General features: G+C 54.1%; 22 protein-coding genes. 20 read left to right on the forward strand and 2 right to left on the reverse strand.

From position 1 onward, the window contains the following. Window positions 1-70 precede the first annotated feature (70 nt). The 20 genes from HOJ95_01025 to secF all read left to right on the forward strand — a co-directional run bounded on the left by HOJ95_01025 (window position 71) and on the right by secF (window position 19,296). A complete protein-coding gene (locus HOJ95_01025; GenBank protein ID MBT6393262.1) occupies window positions 71-769 on the forward strand; it encodes a 1-acyl-sn-glycerol-3-phosphate acyltransferase in 699 nt (232 codons plus the stop codon). Between the two features lie 2 nt (window positions 770-771). Beyond that, window positions 772-1,311: a DUF721 domain-containing protein gene (locus tag HOJ95_01030; protein MBT6393263.1), complete on the forward strand. Its 540-nt coding sequence runs from the start codon at window positions 772-774 to the stop codon at window positions 1,309-1,311. After that, the gene (locus HOJ95_01035) at window positions 1,308-3,056 is read left to right on the forward strand and encodes a tetratricopeptide repeat protein (GenBank protein MBT6393264.1); all 1,749 of its coding nucleotides are present in this window, start codon (window positions 1,308-1,310) and stop codon (window positions 3,054-3,056) included. Before HOJ95_01030 ends, HOJ95_01035 begins: the two co-directional genes overlap by 4 nt. Window positions 3,057-3,070: 14 nt before the next feature. Next, entirely contained in the window at window positions 3,071-3,916 is an 846-nt protein-coding gene (locus HOJ95_01040; GenBank protein ID MBT6393265.1) for a hypothetical protein, read from the forward strand. After that, entirely contained in the window at window positions 3,913-4,818 is a 906-nt protein-coding gene (ispE, locus tag HOJ95_01045; GenBank protein MBT6393266.1) for a 4-(cytidine 5'-diphospho)-2-C-methyl-D-erythritol kinase, read from the forward strand. The genes HOJ95_01040 and ispE overlap by 4 nt, the downstream gene beginning before the upstream one ends. 243 nt (window positions 4,819-5,061) lie before the next feature. Continuing rightward, complete coding sequence (locus HOJ95_01050; GenBank protein ID MBT6393267.1) at window positions 5,062-6,024, forward strand: ribose-phosphate pyrophosphokinase; 963 nt, start codon at window positions 5,062-5,064, stop codon at window positions 6,022-6,024. Window positions 6,025-6,068: 44 nt separating this feature from the next. Then, a complete protein-coding gene (locus tag HOJ95_01055; GenBank protein ID MBT6393268.1) occupies window positions 6,069-6,752 on the forward strand; it encodes a 50S ribosomal protein L25 in 684 nt (227 codons plus the stop codon). A gap of 31 nt (window positions 6,753-6,783) precedes the next feature. Continuing rightward, the gene (locus tag HOJ95_01060; GenBank protein ID MBT6393269.1) at window positions 6,784-7,329 is read left to right on the forward strand and encodes an aminoacyl-tRNA hydrolase; all 546 of its coding nucleotides are present in this window, start codon (window positions 6,784-6,786) and stop codon (window positions 7,327-7,329) included. A 94-nt stretch (window positions 7,330-7,423) separates the two neighbouring features. Continuing rightward, entirely contained in the window at window positions 7,424-9,418 is a 1,995-nt protein-coding gene (locus HOJ95_01065) for a sodium-translocating pyrophosphatase (protein MBT6393270.1), read from the forward strand. A gap of 169 nt (window positions 9,419-9,587) precedes the next feature. Continuing rightward, the gene (gene rpsF / locus HOJ95_01070) at window positions 9,588-9,965 is read left to right on the forward strand and encodes a 30S ribosomal protein S6 (protein MBT6393271.1); all 378 of its coding nucleotides are present in this window, start codon (window positions 9,588-9,590) and stop codon (window positions 9,963-9,965) included. Window positions 9,966-9,995: 30 nt separating this feature from the next. After that, the gene (ssb, locus tag HOJ95_01075; protein ID MBT6393272.1) at window positions 9,996-10,445 is read left to right on the forward strand and encodes a single-stranded DNA-binding protein; all 450 of its coding nucleotides are present in this window, start codon (window positions 9,996-9,998) and stop codon (window positions 10,443-10,445) included. A 34-nt stretch (window positions 10,446-10,479) separates the two neighbouring features. After that, the gene (locus HOJ95_01080; protein MBT6393273.1) at window positions 10,480-10,752 is read left to right on the forward strand and encodes a 30S ribosomal protein S18; all 273 of its coding nucleotides are present in this window, start codon (window positions 10,480-10,482) and stop codon (window positions 10,750-10,752) included. Between the two features lie 17 nt (window positions 10,753-10,769). Then, window positions 10,770-11,405 (forward strand): 50S ribosomal protein L9, encoded by a 636-nt coding sequence (locus HOJ95_01085; protein MBT6393274.1) that lies wholly within the window; start codon window positions 10,770-10,772, stop codon window positions 11,403-11,405. A 275-nt stretch (window positions 11,406-11,680) separates the two neighbouring features. Further along, a complete protein-coding gene (gene dnaB / locus HOJ95_01090; protein ID MBT6393275.1) occupies window positions 11,681-13,066 on the forward strand; it encodes a replicative DNA helicase in 1,386 nt (461 codons plus the stop codon). After that, window positions 13,063-14,280 (forward strand): alanine racemase, encoded by a 1,218-nt coding sequence (gene alr, locus HOJ95_01095; protein ID MBT6393276.1) that lies wholly within the window; start codon window positions 13,063-13,065, stop codon window positions 14,278-14,280. Before dnaB ends, alr begins: the two co-directional genes overlap by 4 nt. Before the next feature lie 14 nt (window positions 14,281-14,294). After that, window positions 14,295-15,038, forward strand: coding sequence for an ABC transporter ATP-binding protein (locus HOJ95_01100; protein ID MBT6393277.1), 744 nt, complete (start codon window positions 14,295-14,297; stop codon window positions 15,036-15,038). Beyond that, complete coding sequence (tgt, locus tag HOJ95_01105) at window positions 15,035-16,237, forward strand: tRNA guanosine(34) transglycosylase Tgt (GenBank protein MBT6393278.1); 1,203 nt, start codon at window positions 15,035-15,037, stop codon at window positions 16,235-16,237. The genes HOJ95_01100 and tgt overlap by 4 nt, the downstream gene beginning before the upstream one ends. 150 nt (window positions 16,238-16,387) lie before the next feature. Further along, window positions 16,388-16,726 carry a preprotein translocase subunit YajC gene (yajC, locus tag HOJ95_01110; GenBank protein MBT6393279.1) on the forward strand — a complete coding sequence of 113 codons (339 nt, stop codon included), beginning with the start codon at window positions 16,388-16,390 and terminating at the stop codon, window positions 16,724-16,726. A 99-nt stretch (window positions 16,727-16,825) separates the two neighbouring features. Next, window positions 16,826-18,373, forward strand: coding sequence for a protein translocase subunit SecD (gene secD, locus HOJ95_01115; GenBank protein ID MBT6393280.1), 1,548 nt, complete (start codon window positions 16,826-16,828; stop codon window positions 18,371-18,373). Continuing rightward, window positions 18,373-19,296 carry a protein translocase subunit SecF gene (gene secF / locus HOJ95_01120; protein MBT6393281.1) on the forward strand — a complete coding sequence of 308 codons (924 nt, stop codon included), beginning with the start codon at window positions 18,373-18,375 and terminating at the stop codon, window positions 19,294-19,296. The genes secD and secF overlap by 1 nt, the downstream gene beginning before the upstream one ends. Before the next feature lie 84 nt (window positions 19,297-19,380). Here the strand turns inward: secF and HOJ95_01125 are convergent, their stop codons facing one another. Both HOJ95_01125 and HOJ95_01130 read right to left on the reverse strand, forming a co-directional pair. Further along, window positions 19,381-19,686 carry a TlpA family protein disulfide reductase gene (locus tag HOJ95_01125; GenBank protein ID MBT6393282.1) on the reverse strand — a complete coding sequence of 102 codons (306 nt, stop codon included), beginning with the start codon at window positions 19,684-19,686 and terminating at the stop codon, window positions 19,381-19,383. A gap of 36 nt (window positions 19,687-19,722) precedes the next feature. Next, window positions 19,723-19,992: a hypothetical protein gene (locus HOJ95_01130; GenBank protein ID MBT6393283.1), complete on the reverse strand. Its 270-nt coding sequence runs from the start codon at window positions 19,990-19,992 to the stop codon at window positions 19,723-19,725. Window positions 19,993-20,021 lie beyond the last annotated feature (29 nt).

Genomic DNA, 20,021 nt, shown 5'->3' on the forward strand with positions numbered 1-20,021 from the left:
GAAATCTCGGGGTGGCCTAAAGTGTTGAGAAAGATGAACGTGCGTAGAGCCCCAAGTAAAAGGAAGAAAAATGGGTGGCCCAGGCCCTTTTGTCGAGCGGATGGTGATTTTATTGACCTATTATACGGTGACGCTGTTTCTGCGCTGGGTTGGTCGTGTGCGGGTGGTGGGGAAAGAGCATATTCCCTCAGGAGGTGGAGTGCTTTTTCTGGCCAATCACATCTCGGCGCTCGATGTCTTCTTCCTCCCTTGGGTCATTTATGGGAAATTCCCGCAGGACAGGATTTACATTATCGCGAAAGAGGAGCTCTTGGAAATCCCCTTGATCGGTTGGTGGCTTAGCAAGCTGAGGGCCTTTCCCATAAAAAGGGGTAAGGCCGATTTGGGCGCGATTCGTACAATTGAGGAATTTATCCGAAACGACAAGGTGCTTATTTTTCCCGAGGGGACGCGAAGTCTTGACGGAAAATTGGGGCCGGGAAACCGGATGGTGGGAAGGTTTATTCGGGCGGCCAGACCCACTGTAATTCCGGTTGGGATTAAAGGGACGAATGGTATTGTTCCGGTGGGTAAGAAGTTTCCTCGTCGGGGTGCTGAAATTGAAGTGGTGTTCGGGCCGCCGTTGGAACTCGGCGATGAGCTGGCGATTGAGAACACTAAGGAGTCAAGTGTACGAATCGTTGAGAAGGCGATGGCGACGATTTCAACTCATCTCGATGGTTCAATTGAAGTGGCTGATGTACTTACAAAGGCATCGGGGAGGGATTGAGAATGAATCCCTCTAATAAATGGCGCCAACCGAAGGGACTTTCAGGTATTTTGTCCGAGTTGCGGCGCTCTGAAAAATGGGGCCGGAAGCTTTCGGGGCATTTTGTTTTTCGCATTTGGGATGAAGTGGTGGGAGAGGCGGTGGCTAAAGTGGCACATCCCGTTTCACTCAGTAGTGGGTGCCTGAGAGTGGAAGTCTCCTCTTCAGCTTGGTTGCAGGAGTTACACCTGATGAAAGCCGATATTCTATTTAAACTTAACGATTCGATGGATGATGCGATAAAGGAAATAATATTTGTCGCAGGGAGCGGAAAGCCAGATGGTGACGGTATAGATCGCAGCTCTCATTCAGGATACGCTACTAGGTCGGTGCCCACGGAGGCTGAAATTTCCGCGGATGATGAAATTGCATCGAGGGCGGTGATGGAAGAATTTAACGACCCCGAGCTTCGTGAGGGCATTGAAAAGCTGATGACGCGGGCTAGGCGGCGTGTTTCGGAGGATGTGTTGAACGAGCATTCGGAAGGGAACGGACCGGAATGAGAAAAATTACTCTCCGCCTCGTCTCGTTTTTTGTGTTGGTGACGGCTCTTGCTGCCTGCGCAACACCTGAAACCAAGGTGGAGTTAGAGGTAGATGTCCCAAGAAAAAGCGCTGGGACTGCCGAGTCTTACTATTACTATATTGACGGCTACCTCAAAGAGCTTGACGGAAAGCTTGAGGATGCGGGAAAAATTTATTCTCGTTCATTGGAAAAGGATCCCAATTCCCCACACTTGTTAACGCGTCTTGCATCAATTCTTATTCGTCAGGGAAAGCTGAAGAGGGCGGAGAAGCTGGTACGCCGTGCGGCGTCCCTTGATCCGACGAATAAACAGGCCTTTTTCCTTCTAGGCGGCATCTATACGGCTCGAGGAAGGCTCAAGAGCGCGGTGGACGTTTACGAAAGGCTTCTAGAAATAGCCCCCGATGAGCGCGAGGCGCGTTTACTTCTCGGGACGTCCTATATTGAGTTGAAGCGCTTCAAGGATGCTGTTCGGGCGTTCTCGAAGCTCATTGAACTGAATCCAAGCGATATTCTCAGTCGTTTGTATAGGGCGCAGGCTAATTTTCAACTTAAGAAGTTCGAGCAGACCGAAAAAGATCTTAAGTTCCTCCTTGAGCGGCGTCCCCGGAATACCCAGGCGTTATTGTTTCTCGCCCGTATTGCCGAGCATCGGGGGAATTTCGAAAAAGCCGAGGAGACCTATAAGCGTATATTAGGCATCGACCCCAAGAACCGATTTGCGAGGGCAAGGCTTGGGCAGGTGTATATTCGCAAGGACAATCTAAAGGAGGCCCTTAAAGAATATGAGCACCTAGCCAAGGATGAGCCGGGCAACAGAGAAGTTCATCGCACACTTGGTTTCCTCCATTTTGATAGAAGAAATTTTCAGAAGGCGCTTCAAGAATTTCAATTTGTGCTCGCACGAAATCCCGAGGACGATGTAGTTCGCCGGTATGTGGCCGCGATATACGAGGAACTCAACCAACTGACCCGGGCCGAGGAGGAGTTGAAGCGGATTCTTTCTCGGCAAAAAAAGGCCAGTAAGGATAAGGCCAGGTATCTTGAGGCGTATATCCAACTGGCGAGACTCTACGGGAAGCGGAAGGATTGGGCGGAGGTTTATTCTGTTCTAGACAAAGCGGCCAAGAGCCATGAAGAGAATGACCGCCTTTCGTTTATACGCGGCGCCTTTCTGGCTCAGCAAAAACGCTACGACGAAGCTATTCCCTTCTACCAGTCCGCCGTTCGCATCAACCCCAAGCGATCGAGTTATCTGTTTAATTTGGCGGTCGCATACTATGAAACACATCAATGGGATGATGTAGAGAAGTCTGTGCGGGCGGTCCTCAAGATTCAGCCTAAACATGCTAATGCGCTGAACTTGTTGGGCTTTATGTTCTCAGAGTTGAATCGTAATATTGACGAGGCAGAGAAGTTGTTGAACCGTGCGCTGGAGATAGAACCCAACAACGCGGCTTTTCTCGATAGCCTCGGTTGGATTTACTATCGCATGGGGAAATTTGATCTGGCGCTTAAAAAAATTCAACATGCGGCGAATCAAATGCCCTTAGATGCTGTTATCTTAGAGCATTTAGGTGATGTCTATTTTGCACTAAAGAATGTACCAAAGGCGCTTGAATACTGGCAGAAATCAAATAAGACGAATCCAAAAGAAAAAAAAGTGGTTGAAAAAATTCTCAAGCATGGTGGAAGTCTGACGCCCGTCCCTAAAAAATTGTAGGTCGATTGAATCTCTTGAGATTTTATGCCGTTGTGGTTTTGCTCCTCGTATTGGCGGGCTGCGCTTATAAGGGTTCAGATGCGCCCGTCAGGCTTCCTCTTGCCGCCGAAATCGACACTCATTTGCGTTCACGTAAATTTCCCTCGTCGTCTCGTTCTCTTGTTTTCGTGGAAGTTGACTCGACTAGTGAGGAAAGTTCTTTTTCTCCGCTTCAAGACTTAATGGGTGGAGAGGGCGACACCTACGCTGGCAAGGCAGTCCTTTTGTGGAAGCAACCTGCTTCACTACGCATGGAGTTTCTCTCGCCGTTCGGTGCTCCCATGTTTGTCATTGTGGCGGCAAAGGGAGAGCTTCGTGCATTTTCAGTTGCGCGCGGAAGATATTATGAAGGGCGGGCAAATAGCGAGACGATGGCGAAATGGTTGGGACTTCCTATCACGCCAAGTTTGATGATTCGAATTCTTCAGGGTGCATTGCCATATTTGGGTGGCGAGGTGGGGGCCGCTCGGGTGGGGCGTGATGAGGAAGGTGGTGCTGTTCGCCTTGAATTGCCTCCGGGGGCGGGTCTTGACCGCCGGCAGGTGGCCCACCTGGGTCGAAAGAATTTTATGCCCGACCGTGTATTACTCGGAGAAAGAGGCGCAGAACTTGAAATACGCTATGGGGATTTTCGGCGCACAGGAAAATATGTTCGACCTCTTTGGGTGGAACTCAGGGACTCTCGTCGTGGTCGTCGGGTCCGAATACATTTGAATGATGAAAATCCTTCATTGGGGGAGACTCTGCCGGACGATTTGTTTCAGCTTGAGATTCCGGTGGGCGCTCTCGTGGCGCCACTCTCAAAGGGGCGTGGGCGATGAGTGATTTTGATCGTGCGCGTGAAATTCGTCTCAATTCTCCAGCCAAAATTAATCTTTCCCTCAGGGTACTTGGTTCCCGACCGGATGGTTTTCATGAGATTGAAACCCGGGTGCAGCAGGTTTCGCTCTTCGATAATATCCGCATTAGGCCGGCTTCGGGTGCAATTCGGGTGAGCGCTGATCGTGGTGATGTGCCGTCAGGGAAGAAAAATCTAGCCTATCAGGCCGCTGTCGCACTAAGAGAGGCTGCCGGGATCGCCAGGCTAGGCGCTTCGATTTATTTAAAAAAAAATATTCCTTCCGGCGCTGGACTCGGGGGAGGAAGTGGTAACGCCGCAGCTGTGTTGTGGGCCCTTAACCGCCTCTGGGCTCTCAAATTTTCACCCTCGACTCTTTCGCGCATAGCGGCGGGTGTCGGCTCGGATGTTCCTTTGTTTCTTTCCGGGGTCGCCTCCCTGTGTCGGGGCCGAGGGGAGTTAGTCTCGAGGCGCGCGCCGCTTCGCACGGGATGGATATTGCTGATCAAACCCTCTTTTTCTTTACCAACTCCTCGGGTATACGAATGGATGCGAAAATATTTGAAAAAAGAGAAGGGAGCGACTAGTATTGGTCTACGCCCAGGAAATTCTAAAATTCTCGATTTTCGAAATGACCTTGAGCTAGTTGTTTTCGATAGGTACCCGGCGTTGAAGGAGTGCCGGGATGCTCTTTTATCGTCTGGTGCGAGGGTGGCATTAATGAGCGGATCGGGTGCGGCAATGTGGGGGCACTTCGGTCGCAAGGCCGATGCCGAGGCAGCGGCCGATAAGTTTTCCTCAAAACGGGGGTGGCGAATTTTTATGGTTAGGCCGTTGGTATCTTCCCCACTTACGGTTGCTAGTCTTGAAATCGATACAAATTAAGGATTTTGGGCAGTTTTTCTCTCTCTTTCGTCTATTTTCATAGATATACACTCTGTTTTTTCGACGGGCGACACGGCTCGTCGATATCTGCTAAATATTTGAATTGTATTGTTTTATATAAGAATGACGATTTAGGTATATGGGGAATTCACTGAAATTTTCTTTAATTTGATGGAGAGACTTGACCAGAGTTTCCTAAATGAGTAACAAAAGCCGTCTTTTGTCTTTGATTTTACCGTTCTCATGGGGTGCGTGGGTGTGAAGGGATATCAGCTAAAAGTTTTTTCTGGTCGTTCCAATCCTGCCCTGGGCAACTCCATTATTAGTGAGCTTGGCATTGCGCCTGGTGAAGTCGAAATCATTGATTTCAGCGATGCTGAGACTTTTGTTCAGATAAACGAGAACATTCGCGGCGCAGATGTTTTTGCGGTCCAGAGTCTCTGCCAGCCGGGCAACGCGAACCTCATGGAATTGTTGATTATGATGGACGCGTTTCGACGCTCCTCGGCTCAGCGAATTACGGCGGTGATTCCTTATTATGCATACGCCCGCCAGGACCGAAAAGTGCAGCCTCGGGTGCCGATCACGGCTAAGCTCATCGCCAATTTGCTTGTGGCGGCGGGCGCTGATCGGGTGATAACGATGGATCTCCATGCGGGTCAGATTCAAGGATTCTTTGACATCCCCGTGGACCATCTTTACGCGGGCCCCATTGTGATGGATTATTTTCGCACCCGGGAAGGGGTGAAGGATCTGACGGTTATCTCGCCCGACGCAGGGGGCGTGGAGCGTGCCCGTGGATACGCGAAAAGACTCAATGCCGAACTCGGAATCATCGACAAGCGGCGCGAGCGGGCAAACGTCTCCGAGGTCCTGAATATCATCGGTGAAGTAAAGGACCGTGATGTTCTGATCGTGGATGATATAGTGGACACGGCTGGGACCTTGACCCAAGGTGCCAAAGCCTTGATGGATGCCGGGGCCAGGCGGGTGTTTGCCACATGTAGCCATCCGGTGCTCTCGGGGCCTGCCATTGATCGGATTAAAAATTCGCCGATCGAGGAGTTGGTCGTTTCCGACACGATTCCGTTGACGGAACAAGGAGCAGCTTGCAGTCAAATTAAAGTAATCTCGGTCGGAACCCTTTTGGCCGAGGCGATTCGCCGCATACATGATGATGAATCCGTGAGTAGCCTTTTTGAATAAGGTCCTCAACGAATGCCGGGCAAACCGGATTGGAGATAATGAAAATGGATAATCTTAAGCTCGAAGTAGAGCCGCGCCAGGAAACAGGAACAAAAGCCGCCCGACGCCTGCGGCGCGAAGGCAAGGTGCCGGGTGTCGTTTACGGAATTCAGGATTCTTCTCCGGTGACGGTCAATCCATCGGAGCTTGAGAAGATTTTTTCCTCGGGTGCGGGTACGAACGCCATTATTCAACTCGATGTCGCGGGCCAGGAAAAAGCTGTGCGTCCCGTCATTGTGAAAGAGCTTCAGCGCGACGCGATGAGCGACCTAATTGTTCATGCCGATTTTCTCGAAATTCGGATGGATGAGAAAATCAGGGTTAGTGTGCCCCTCATCTTGGAAGGCGAAAGCCCTGGCGTAAAGCTCGGTGGTGTACTTTCCACTCTTTTACGCGAGCTTGAGATTGAATGCCTACCGAATGCTATCCCCTCCGAAATTATGGTTGATATCAGCGCCGTGGAAATTGGTGATGTCATCCATGTACGAGATCTTACGCTTCCGGGCGATGTGGGTTTGATTACAGAGGCGGATGATCCGATCTTCACCGTTATCACTCCGGTAGAGGAAGAGGAAGAGACTCCCGAGGAGGGCGAAGAGGGCGAGGATGCAGAAGGTGCCGCGCCCGAGGGTGCAGAGGGCGCAGAAGCTGCTGCCGCCCCGGAAGATGGCGAGAAGAGCGGAGATTAGCGGAATGCTGGCGGCCTGAACCGGCGAGCCGATGGGACTTTCAAGAGTCATTGTTGGTCTTGGTAATCCTGGGCCCGAATACGTCTTTACCCGGCACAATCTGGGTTTTTGGGCAGTGGATTTACTCTCGGAGATGTACCGTATCCGGGCAGATAAAAGTGCAGCGCACTCTTTAGTTGGATACGGTTCGATTCGTGGACACAATATAGCCTTGGTCAAGCCCAAGACCTATATGAACGATTCGGGCAAGGCGGTCAGGGCGATTCTCAATTCAGAGGGCCTAGGACCGGAGCACTTGCTCGTCATGCACGATGACATGGATATCGCGCTCGGGCGGGTAAAATTAAAGACATTAGGCGGAGACGCCGGCAACAACGGAATTGCTAGCATTATTGAGTCCTTGGGAACCCGCGATTTCGCCCGGCTTCGAATTGGTCTTGGTCCCAGGCCCAGAAATATTGGCGGGGCAGATTGGGTGCTCTCCGAGTTTCCTGAAGAGCAAATTGAGATTGCACGGGAGGGCGCTCAGCTAGCTGCTGAGCGGGCCGTGGAATGGGTGGTATTGAATAAGAAATAGCATATTCGCTAATTTGGGAACGCGTCTTTAGTTTGCGCGCTCCCTGTTTGGCTCTTTAGCCCGTAATCGAGATCGGGAGGAGGTTTCAGAAACAATGATTGCATTTTCTAATTGGGCCGCAATTTTCGGAATCGCGGGTCTTGGCTTGGCCGCCGTTATTTACAAGTGGATAGTTGGCCAGCCCGACGGTAACGATCTAATGCGGAAACTGGCAGGACAGATCCATGACGGCGCGATGGTTTTCCTTCGCCGGGAATACAAGATCCTTGCTATTTTTGTCGTGGTTGTATTTCTACTTCTTGCTGCGTTTCTGAATCTCAGCACGGGACTTGCCTTCATCATCGGCGCGCTTTGCTCGGTTATGGCCGGTTTCTTTGGAATGAAGGCTGCCACGAAGGCGAATGTGGCGACCGCCGCCGCCGCGAACGATAAGGGGCAGGCCGGGGCGCTTTCGATGGCTTTCTACGGCGGGACCGTTATGGGTCTTTCGGTGGCGAGTCTCGGTCTTCTGGGAGTTGGATTTCTTTTCTGGTACCTCGATGTCCTCAACATTGCCTCGAATGCCAACATCATCACCGGGTTCTCCATGGGTGCCAGCTCGATTGCACTCTTTGCCCGTGTCGGCGGTGGTATCTTCACCAAGACTGCCGACGTTGGTGCCGACCTTGTGGGTAAGGTAGAGGAGGATATTCCCGAGGACGATCCGCGAAACCCCGCCGTCATCGCTGACAACGTGGGTGATAACGTGGGCGACGTGGCTGGAATGGGCGCCGACCTTTTCGAGTCCTATGTAGGTGCTGTGATATCGACCATCTTCATCGGCTCAACGACGGGTGTTCTTCTGGGTACGTCCAACCAAGGGGCGATGGCCCTTGCCATGATTCTTCCGATGATTGGTCTGGTGGCGTCCGTAATCGGTATCGGTTCGATGAAGATTCTCGCCTCATCGAAGCCGGCCGTGGCACTTCGGACCTCGACGTTCATCGCGGCTGGAATTTTCGTTGTGCTCGCGTATTTTGTGACAAATGCCATTGGTATCAATATGGGTGTATTCGGTGCCATTGTTCTCGGCTCGGTGGGCGGCATCGCCATCGGCATGCTGACCGAGTATTACACTGGAACGGGCACCAAACCTGTAAGCAAAATCATTGACGCCTCTGAAACCGGTGTGGCCACCAACATCATCGCCGGCTTCGCGGTTGGCCTCGAAAGCGTGTGCGGCCCGCTCATTGTCATAGCTCTTATCACACTTTTCGCCAACAATATGGCCGGTCTTTACGGTATCTCGGTCGCGGCAATCGGCATGCTGGCCACTATCGGCATCACAATGTCGGTGGACGCCTATGGGCCCATCGCCGATAACGCTGGCGGCATCTCGGAGATGAGTAATCTCGGACCCGAGACTCGCGATATTACCGACAGCCTAGACGCCCTCGGAAATACGACGGCGGCCATGGGCAAGGGATTTGCCATCGGCTCGGCGGCGCTTACGGCGCTGGCTTTTTTCGCGGCCTACACCCAGGCGGCAGATCTGAAACAAATTGACCTTACCAACGCAAGTGTTGTCGCCGGTATGTTGATTGGCGGCGCTATTCCGTTCGTGATCGGCTCGATGACGATGAGCGCAGTTGGCAGGGCGGCTTTCATCATGATTCAGGAGATTCGTCGCCAGTTCCGCGAGAATCCCGGCATCATGGAGGGAACTGCGGAGCCTGATAGCGCAAAATGCATTGACATCAGTACGCAGGCGGCGCTCAAGGAGATGGTCCTGCCGAGTGTCACGGCAGTGGTGGCGCCTATTCTCATCGGTTTCCTGATGGGCAAAGAAGCGCTTGGCGGTATGTTGGCTGGTGCGCTGCTCTCTGGCGTGCTTCTGGCGCTCCTGATGGCGAACTCTGGTGGCGCGTGGGACAATGCGAAAAAAGAGATTGAGGATGGCAAACTAGGCGGGAAAGGCTCGGATGCTCACAAGGCATCCGTAGTGGGCGATACTGTGGGCGACCCGATGAAAGACACCTCGGGTCCCTCGATGAACATCCTCATCAAACTGATGTCCATCGTATCGTTGGTCCTGGCTCCCTTGTTCTAAAAGGGATTCGGGGTGACTATAGAGCGATTTTGATTCGGCCTCGGGGCCCGGGGCATTGTTGTCCGGGCTCTCCCGGTGGTCGGGTATAATTGAATATGATAGGGTTCTTCGGAACTCCTCGCTCCGGGCAATAGGGTTCCGGGGCCGTTCAGACCGAGAGGAGAAGTAGATGCGTCAGTACGAGACAATGGTGTTGCTCTCACCCGACCTCGAAGAGGATGCGGTTGAGGAGCAAATTGCCAGGTTCGAGAAGCACATCACAGAAAAAGGCGGCGAAATTCTAGAAGTTGAACGGATGGGCAAAAAACGCCTCGCCTACGAGATCAATGATCAGCGCCACGGAATCTATTTCGTCGTCACCTATAAATCTGAAGATGAGATTATCAAAGAGCTTGAGCGCCAACTCACGCTTGATGAGAATTCGTGGCGGCATATAACCGTTCGAATGGACGAGGCTTTGCTGCGAAAAATTGATAAAAATATTAAAAGCGCCGCCGCAAGGGCTGAGGCACGCAACAACGGAGATAGCCGCGACGACGACGATTAAGACCGTTTACCCCATACGAGAGAGTGTGCCATGGCCCAGATGAATCAGGTTTATCTTAGAGGCAATCTCACGAGAGACCCGGAAAAACGTTTTCTGCCCTCGGGAACGTCGGTGGTCAACTTTGGGTTGGCCGTTAATCGCCGATATCGCTCAGGAGAAGACTGGAAGGAAGATACCTGCTTCGTCGATATCGTTGTCTTCGGGCGACAGGGCGATTGGACAATGGAAAATTGTAAGAAAGGCAGCCCGGTACTTGTCGAGGGGCGGCTGAGTTTCAACTCTTGGGAAGCCAAGGATGGCACCAAGCGCAGCAAACATGAGGTTGTGGCCTTCAACGTCCACTTTCTTGCCCGGCGCGATGAGGGTGGCCAGGGTGTCGGAAACTATGCCCAGGAGGGGCAGTCCTCTGGTGGCTGGTCCGGCGGTGGATCGGATCAAGGTGGCCCGCCCCCAATGACCGACGACGATATCCCATTTTAGCCTATAGGTAATTAATTAGGTTCTGGAGGAAGATATGGCATTTGCTCCCAGCCGAAAATTCGGCGACAAGAAAAAAGGAAAGAAAAAGCGCTTCAATCGTAAGAAGGTCTGCCGCTTCACTGCGGAAGGCGTTGCTTATATCGACTATAAGGATGTGAAAACGCTCAGGAACATGGTGAGCGAGCGGGGCAAGATTATTCCCCGTCGTGTGACGGGTACATCGGCCCGCTTTCAGCGACAGCTTACGGTCGCTATTAAACGGGCGCGCTTTATGGCTCTGATGCCCTACACCGTGGACCATTCATAGGGCGAGGAGAGAGAATAATGCGTCTGATTTTAAGAAAAGAAGTTGATGCACTGGGCGATGTAGGTGATGTGGTCGAGGTCTCTGACGGCTACGGCATGAACCACCTCATACCCCAGGGCTTGGCCATTCACGCCACCGCCAATTCGGTGCGTGCCGCCCAGCACGAGCAGATGCTCCGTGATGCACAGATTCAAGCCGCCAAGAGAGGCTCGGAGGAAGAGGCCCAGAAATTCGCTGGTATCGAGTGTGAATTCACCGTCCGCGCCGGCGAGGATGGCCGGCTCTTTGGCTCGGTTACGAATCGCGATATCGAAGCCGCTCTGGCTGAGAAGGGTCTCGAGGTAAGCCGCCGGAAAATATTGTTGGAGGAGCCAATCCGTCGCCTGGGCGAGCACTCTGTGCAGATTCGTCTCCACCCCGAGGTGCGAGCTGAGATAAATGTTCTTGTCATCGCGGATGAATCTGAGCCCTCGGAGGAGGAAAAAGTTGAGGGTGCGACTGAGGATGCTGAGGCGGCGGCTGATGAAGCCCCTTCCGATGAGGCCCCTGAGGCTGGTGACTCTGAGGCCCCTGAGGCTGGTGACTCTGAGGCCGGAGACCCCGAGGCTGGGGATGCCGAGTCCGTTGGCGAGGAAAAACCAGTCGAGGCATAATTTTTTTTGCTGGAGGGGGAATCTCTCTTTGGCTTTGAAATTCCGATACCTACAGTGAGAAGGGCTGCTTGAGGGCAGCCCTTTTTGCTTGGATTTGACTGTATATATAGGGATTCCTCTGGTTTTTATGTTTCGCTTTTTAGTGATCTGCGGTACCCTTTAGGGGCTCGATGAGCATCCCTACAAACCGCCCGTAACATGATGTTTCGTTCTCCTCGGAGCCCTTTTTCGTGGAAGCACCCGGTAGTTCCCAGCGTACGGATAATGGCGGCAATCTGCCGCCTCAAAATATCGAGGCAGAGCAGCGTGTCCTCGGCGCAATTCTGCTCGATGGGGGCGAGGGGGGCACTGTTGCCAATGTCATGGAAGTACTCCGCCCTGAGCACCTCTATCGCCTGAGCCATCGTGTAATCTACCAGGCGATGATCTCACTTTTCGAGAAAAACGATCCGATCGACATTCTTACCGTCGTCGATGCTTTGAAGAAAATGAGCAAACTCGAGGAGGCTGGCGGCCCCGAATACGTAGCTCGCCTCTCGGACGATGTTTCTAGTTCGCGAAGGGCCGCCACATACGCCAGGCTGGTCCGTGCCACCGCCCTTCAACGCAGCCTCATACAAACCTCAAACGCCATTGCCGAGCGCGCCTTCCAGGATTCCGAGGACGTGGACACCCTCATCGACGATGCCGAGCGCGCCATATTTGAAGTCTCCTCGGACCGTTACGAGCAGAAAATTGGCACCATGAAAGAGATCGTCAAGACCACATTTCCCCATCTTGAGGAGCTTTACGACAAAAAAGAACTCGTCACCGGGGTGCCCACTGGTTTTACCGATCTCGACAAGTTGACGAGTGGATTCCAACCCGGTGAACTCATTATTGTTGCGGGGCGGCCCAGCATGGGGAAAACAGCCTTTGCCCTTTGTATTGCCGAATACGCGGCGATTAACGCCCGGGTGCCCACTGCTATATTTAGTCTTGAGATGAGTTCTCGTGCACTGGCAATTCGTATGATGTGTGGGCGCGCGATGGTAAATGCCAAGCAGCTCCAGAGCGGCTACATGCCTGCGCGGAGATGGCCCGATCTCATTCGGGCCGCGGGCGAGTTGTCCGAATCCCAGATTTTCGTGGACGATTCCACCGAGTCCTCCGCGTTCGACATCCGGGCGAAATGCCGCCGCCTTCAGGCCGACCAGGGCCTCGGTCTTGTCATCGTCGATTATCTCCAGCTGATTTCTAATCGCACCAGCGGCGGTCGCTATGAAAGTCGCCAGCTTGAGATCAGCGAGATCACCCGAAGTCTCAAAGGAATGGCCAAGGAGTTGGATCTCCCCGTTGTGGCGTTGAGTCAGCTTTCTCGCGCCGTTGAATCGAGAGAGGGCAAGCGCCCCGGTCTCGCCGATCTACGCGAGTCTGGTTCCATCGAGCAGGATGCCGATCTCGTGGCCCTGCTTTATCGCGAGGATTACTACGACCGGGAGTCTGACAAAAAGGGCGAGGCCACGGTCATAGTTGCAAAGCAGAGAAACGGCCCCACCGATGACGTTCAGCTCAGGTTTTTCCAGGATTACACACGCTTCACCAACCTGGACACTTTTCACGAAGGCTCCCCGGTTCCCGCCGCCGAGGTTTTTGAAGAAGAGGAGGAGGTGGGCTTTTGACCGCCCCTCTCCCGCATCCCGCTCTCGGAGAATATTCCACGGAATCTCGCCCCACAGTCGCCTTTGTTGATTTGGTTGCGCTCGCAGATAATTTTAAATGTCTTGACGATTTGATAGGTACAGGGCGCGAAGTGCTCGCCGTGGTCAAGGCCGAGGCATACGGCCACGGCGCTCCGGAGGCTGCCGCCGCTTTTGTTGGTGCGGGAGCCCGCTGGCTCGCTGTAGCAACGGTGGAGGAGGGAGAGGCCCTAATCGGGGGCTCGGCCCCCGGTCTGCTCGACGAGGTCCGTGTTTTGGTAATGAGCGGCGCTCTGCCCCAACTGGCTTCCCGAATTGCTTCGGGTGGTTTTGAGGCTGTGGTCTGGGATATGGCCCAGGCCGAAGCGCTGGCGGCTGCTGCTACCTCTGCGGGGCGCCTCGCGAGGGTTCATGTGAAAATCGACTCGGGGATGCACCGCTTGGGAATCCCGCCGGGAGAGGCGCCTGATTTTTTCAGGCGGCTTGGCGATATGGCGGGCGTCGAGGCCACCGGCTTAATGAGCCATCTGGCCCAGGCCGATGAAGAGGGGGGTGGTGAGCCCACGCGAGAGCAATTCGCGATTGTCCGTGCTTTGATGAGTGAGCTTGAGGCCGACGGATTACTGCCTCCCACAATTCATACGGCGAATAGCGCAGGGGGCATTTCCTACCCTGATGCGCCGGGCACGCTGGTCAGATGCGGTATCGCGCTTTATGGCTGTCCTCCGCAAGGGGAGGGTGGTGCCCCTCTTCGAGCCGCGTTGACACTCAAGAGCGCGCTCATTCAGATCAAGGATGTTCCGGCGGGTGAGGCCATTGGCTACGGCGGCACCTGGCGTATGAAAAAGCCGGGACGCATCGCGGTCGTTCCTGTCGGATATGCGGATGGATATCCGAGAATTTTATCGAGCCGGGCCGATGTTCTTGTGCGCGGACAGAGGGTGCCTATCGCCGGACGGGTGTCGATGGATATGATCACCGTCGATGTGAGTGAAATTGAGGATGCTGTGGTGGGCGATGAGGTGATTTTGATCGGTACGCAGGGGGATGAGACAATCCCCTGCGAGGCGCTAGCCACCCTTTCCCACACGATTACCTACGAGATATTATCGAGGCTGGGACACAGGGTCCCCCGGGTGTTTTTTGAGGCGGGTGGCGTTGCAGGGCACAGGATTATTGGAGGCGGGGTGGTTTGAGCGCAAAGACAAAGATTGAAATCAAGGGAGTCGAAAAATCCTTCGGCGACATTAAAGTCCTTCGGGGTGTCGATCTTGAAATCCGGGAGGGTGATATCACTGTCATCATCGGACGGAGCGGGGAGGGGAAAAGTGTGCTTCTAAAGCACATTATCGGGCTCCTGCGGCCAGACCGAGGGGAGGTTTGCATCGACGGTGAGAATATTTCTGTCTTGCGGGGTGCTGAGCTCAACCGTATTCGCTCAAAATTCGGCATGTTGTTCCAGAGTGCCGCTCTCTTTGATTCGATGACGGTGGGCGAGAACGTGGCTTTTCCATTAAAAGAGCACACCCAGCTTTCCGGTGCCGAAATAGCCGAGCGGGTGAGCGAAAAACTACATCTCGTGGGGCTCGATGGCATCGAGGGGCGGATGCCCTCCCAGCTTTCGGGTGGAATGCAAAAACGAGTGGGGCTGGCGCGAGCGATTGTCCGAGAGCCCGAAATTCTTCTTTACGATGAACCGACGACAGGCCTGGACCCGATACTCTCGGACTCCATCGACCGACTAATAGTCCATATGGAGCAGTCCATCGACATCACTTCGGTCGTGATCAGCCATGACATCAAAAGCGCGCTTGAGTATGCGCACTCTGTGGCCATGCTCCACGAAGGAAAAATCATTGCTCACGGAACCCCCCAGGAGATCATGGCCGAGGAGGATCCCATCGTTCGTCAATTTATCGCGGGAACCGCCGAGGGCCCGATACAGGTCGTATGAGTGGTGCCGTCCGTATCGAGATTCTTGCATCCAAGATGGGCGAAAAAGCCCGCCTGGGGAGGTTGGATACCCCTCACGGGGCCGTTGATACACCTGCCTTCATGGCGGTGGGCACCCAAGCCACAGTCAAAACGCTTGATCCAGCCGATCTAAGGTCTTCGGGCTGTCAAATCATCCTTGCCAATGCCTACCATCTCTCTCTTCGCCCTGGCGCCGAGCTCATTGGCCGTCTCGGTGGACTACACGGGTTCATGGGATGGGAGGGCCCCATTCTCACCGACAGCGGCGGTTATCAGCTTTTCAGTCTGGCGCCGCTGGCCAAGGTCACGGATGAGGGTATTGATTTCCAAAGCCATCTCGATGGGACGCGCCTGAAACTCACCCCCGAGCGGGTGGTCGAGATACAAGAAGCCCTCGGACCCGATATCGCGATGGTGCTTGATGAGCCGCTGGGGTTCCCTCATACGAGAGAGCGGGCCGAGGATGCCCTCGGGCGCACGACGGCGTGGGCCGAGCGCTCGAAGGCGGCCCACAGCCGGGCGGATCAGGCTTTATTCGGCATTGTGCAGGGAGGGGCGTTCCCTGACTTGAGACAAGAGAGCGCCCGGCAGCTGGTGGCGCTGGATATGGATGGCTACGCCGTGGGCGGGCTGAGCCTGGGGGAGGGAAAGAGCCAGACCGACGAGTTGCTTGACGCTGCGACGGATATTCTTCCGGCGGATAAACCCCGCTATGTCATGGGGATGGGAACTCCGGCCGATCTTGTTCGCGGCGTTGGACGTGGGGCGGACATGTTCGATTGTGTCATGCCCACTCGCCATGCCCGAAGGGGAAATCTTTTCACATGGGAGGGACGCATTTCAATTAAGAACGCGGCGAATGCCGAGAATCCAGATCCCATTGGTGAGGGGTGTGGATGTCCCACCTGCCAAAAGGGCTATAGCCGGGCGTATCTGCGACATCTTTTCAAGGCCGAAGAAATGCTGGGCTACCGGCTGATGACGGTGCACAATCTGTTCTTTTACCAAGAGGTTCTTAGCAGGGCGCGAGAGGCGATAGGAGAAGGGAACTTCACCTCTTGGGCCAAAGAGATTCTTTCTGGGCCCCTGGGGGCCGATCCTGGACCCTCTGGCGGTAGTGAGGGGCGACCTGAGGCGAGTGGACGACCGCTTGCTGGGGGCAAAAAGAAATCAGAGTAAATCCCTGATTATGCAAGCGTTTGCTTGACAAGGTCCCCCTGCTTTGCTACCAAACGGGGGGCGCCCTGCCGGGCGTCTTTTTTTTGAGAGGAGAGGTGCAAAGTGAATTTTTTGACAGATGTTCTTGGCGGTGCGAGAAACGCTTGGGCCATGGCGGCGCCGGGCGGTGCTGGCGGAGAGTCGCCGAGTATTCTGGTGAGTCTTTTCCCATTTCTGATCGTTTTCGTCATTATTTATTTTCTGATGATACGGCCCCAGCAAAAAAAGCAGCAAGCGCAGCAGGAAATGCTCAATACGCTCAAGGCTGGAGATCAGGTGACGGCTGCCGGGATGTATGGTGAAATCACCCGCGTCAAGGATGATGTGATACAGGTTCAGGTGGCTGATAATATACGCCTTCGTTTCGTGCGCTCGGCGGTCTCGAAGTTGCCGGGCGAGAGTGGGGCGGAAGAATCGAAAGACAAGTCTTCGGACAAAGAGAAGTCCTAGAAACGCTTTGCGCCGCATAGCGCGGGATTTGCCCGCGAAGGGTTTTCCCCCTCGCAGGGGTGTCTGCGGCGGCAGGAGATGAGCGATGAGGAGAAGTGAATGAAGGGGCTGGGTTGGCGAGCGGGATTGATAGCCGTGATCGTGGTTGTTGCGGCTTATTTCATGATTCCTCCCAAAGAGCGAATCAATCTGGGGTTGGACCTTCAGGGCGGGATTCATTTGGTCCTTGAGGTGCAGGCAGAAAAGGCGGTTACGGCGAAAGTTGACCGCTATTTTGGTGAAATCAAAGATCGCCTTGTCTCGGACGATATCCGCACCCGAAGCCTCAAGCGGAAGGGAAGGCAGGTCACGATCGCCCTGCACAGAGAATCGGACCGCGCGAAACTGGTGGCCCTGATGGGGGGGTATGCCGACCTTGCGCTTCAGAGCTCCGAGGGCAATCCCCCTGTTTTCGTTTACTCATATCCCGATGAAGTGGCCCGCCAGACGATGGAGCAGGCCATTTCCCAGGCGCTAGAGACGATTAGAAACCGCATCGACCAGTTTGGGGTACGCGAGCCTACTCTACAGCGCCAGGGCGAGCGTCGGATCATCATCCAGCTGCCGGGCGTGAAAGATCCCTCGCGGGCCAAGGCGCTTATCGGCAAGACGGCGCTCCTTGAATTTAAAATGGTGGATCCGAACGCCGATACCGCTCAGGCGGAAAAAACAGGCGCTCCCGAGGGTCTTGAGCTTATTTATCAGATCACCCGAGACAAGACGTCGGGCGAGATCGTTCGCCGGCGGCCGGTGCTAGTCAAAAAGGAAGCCTATCTCACTGGTGATAACCTTACGAATGCGCGTGTTGAGATTGGCGACCGCTTCAGCGAGCCCTACGTCACTGTGAGTTTCGATTCGGTCGGCGCCCAGGCGTTTGATCGAATTACGGCGGCGAACGTGGGCCGCCAGCTGGCCATCGTTCTAGATGGCGTGGCCTACTCCACCCCGGTGATTCAGGAGCGAATCTCGGGGGGGCGAGCGCAGATATCGGGAAGCTTCCAGATGGATGAGGCACGAGATTTAGCCATTGCCCTCAGAGCGGGTGCGCTTCCTGCACCGGTCGAGGTGCTCGAGGAGCGCAACGTCGGTCCATCGCTTGGCGCCGACTCAATCCGCCAGGGAATCGTCAGCATTATCGTGGGCTTCTTGCTCGTCATGGTGTTCATGGCGATTTACTACAAGTGGAGTGGTGCGGTCGCGATACTGGCGCTTTTGTTGAACCTGCTCTTGTTGGTTGGGGCGCTCGGGTTTTTCGAGGCGACGCTTACCCTTCCGGGCATCGCTGGCGTGGTGCTCACGGTGGGTATGGCGGTTGACGCTAACGTATTGATTTTTGAGCGGATACGAGAAGAGCTGCGCCTTGGAAAAACTATCCGCTCGGCCATCGACGCCGGCTACGGTAAGGCATTTTTCACAATACTTGATGCGAACGTGACGACTTTGATCGCCGCGCTCGTTCTTCTTCAATTTGGCACCGGCCCGATTAAGGGCTTTGCCATCACGCTGAGCATAGGAATTATTGCATCGATGTTTACCGCGATTTTCGTTACGCGGTTCATCTATGATTTTGTCCTCACACGCAGCGACATCAGGAGCCTGAGCATCTAATGCAAATCTTCCGGCCGGATACAAATTTTGATTTCATTGGAAAGTGGAGGATTTTTGCGGGCGGCTCGGGTGTGGCTGTGTTGCTCTCGCTCGTTTTACTCGCCTCGGTCGGAATTAACATGGGCATCGATTTTACAGGCGGCACCCTGGTCCAGGTGCAATTCAAGGAAGTGCAGCCCATCGCTAAAGTTCGCTCGGCTGCTGCCTCGCTAGCGCTGGGTGACACGGTGGTACAGAATTTTGGTTCCGATAAAGAGTTTCTCATCCGCGTTGAGAAGAGCATTGGCTCGACACGCGGGGTGGGCGAGCGGGTTGCCGGTGCGCTCGCTAAAAGTTTTGGTAAGGGTACGTTCGATGTGCGCCGCACCGAGAGCGTGGGCCCCCAGATTGGACGCGATCTCAGGGAAAAAGCGTTGAGCAGCATGCTCTTTGCCCTGGTCGGCATTCTTATTTACGTGAGCGTTCGCTTTCAGTTTCGGCAAGCTGTTGCCTCTGTCATTGCCCTGCTGCACGACGTCATTGTCACCCTGGGTGTTTTCTCCATCTCGGGCAAGGAGTTCTCTCTTCCTATCGTGGCGGCGCTGCTGACGATAGTGGGCTACTCGCTCAACGACACAATTGTCGTCTTTGATCGGATTAGAGAAAATACGCGGCTCTCGCGCCGATCTGAGTTTGCTGATCTCATCAACCAATCCGTGAACCAGACGCTCTCGCGCACCGTTCTCACCTCGGGGACCACGCTGGTCGCTGTCCTCGCATTTTTATTCTTGGGGGGAGAGGTGATAGCCGATGTGGCCTTCACGTTGGTTATCGGCATTATTGCGGGTACTTATTCTTCAGTTTACGTCGCGAGCCCACTGCTTTTAGTTTGGCCTGAGAAGTCCAAGGGCGGTTCGGGCAAAAAAACGGCGGCAAAGGCGTAAACAACTCTGGCTACACCTGAAAGGGTACAAAGCCGGAGCCCGAAAAAAATCCTGTTTAAATCTCTAGGAACAACATTGACGCGGCTAGTTTTTCGCGGCTGATTCTTTCGGCTTCGCCTCGGCGAGAAGGGCCTCGATAATGTGGATGCCCTGGGGAGAGCCCCAATCGCGGTAGCCAAGACTTCCGCCGATGACTTGTCCTGCCCGGTTCACCAAAAAATTAGTGGGTGTGTAGCGTGCGTTGAATATGGGGCTCACTTTTCCGCTTGGGTCCAAAAGGTTGGGGAAGGTGAGTTTATTTTTATCGACATAAGGTTTCACCAGCGATGAGTTTCTGTCCATTGATATGGCGAGGATGGTGAATCCTTGGTCTTTGTACTTGTTGTAAATCTTCTCGAAAGCAGCCCGCTCTCGTAGGCAGTAGGGTCAGTGAGTCGTCCAAAAGTTGATGAGTATGACCTTGCCGGTCTGATCTTTTGTGTTGAAATTTTTACCAAAAATATCGGGAAGAGAAAACTCAGGGAGAGGAACCGGCTTGATGACCTGGACTTTAAGATCGCCCATAAGAGAGGCCAGGGTGCGGTCCATGAGGGTCTTTTCATGTTTGGCTGAAGCCGAGATAGCGCCCCCGAGGAGCAAGCTGGCGATAATGGTGATACCCAATAAGCTATTGATAAATAATCGAAAACGTCTCAATTGCCCTTCTCCATGCCTGATGAATTCAT

The organism is Nitrospinaceae bacterium, assembly GCA_018669005.1.
Lineage (GTDB): Bacteria > UBA8248 > UBA8248 > UBA8248 > UBA8248 > UBA8248.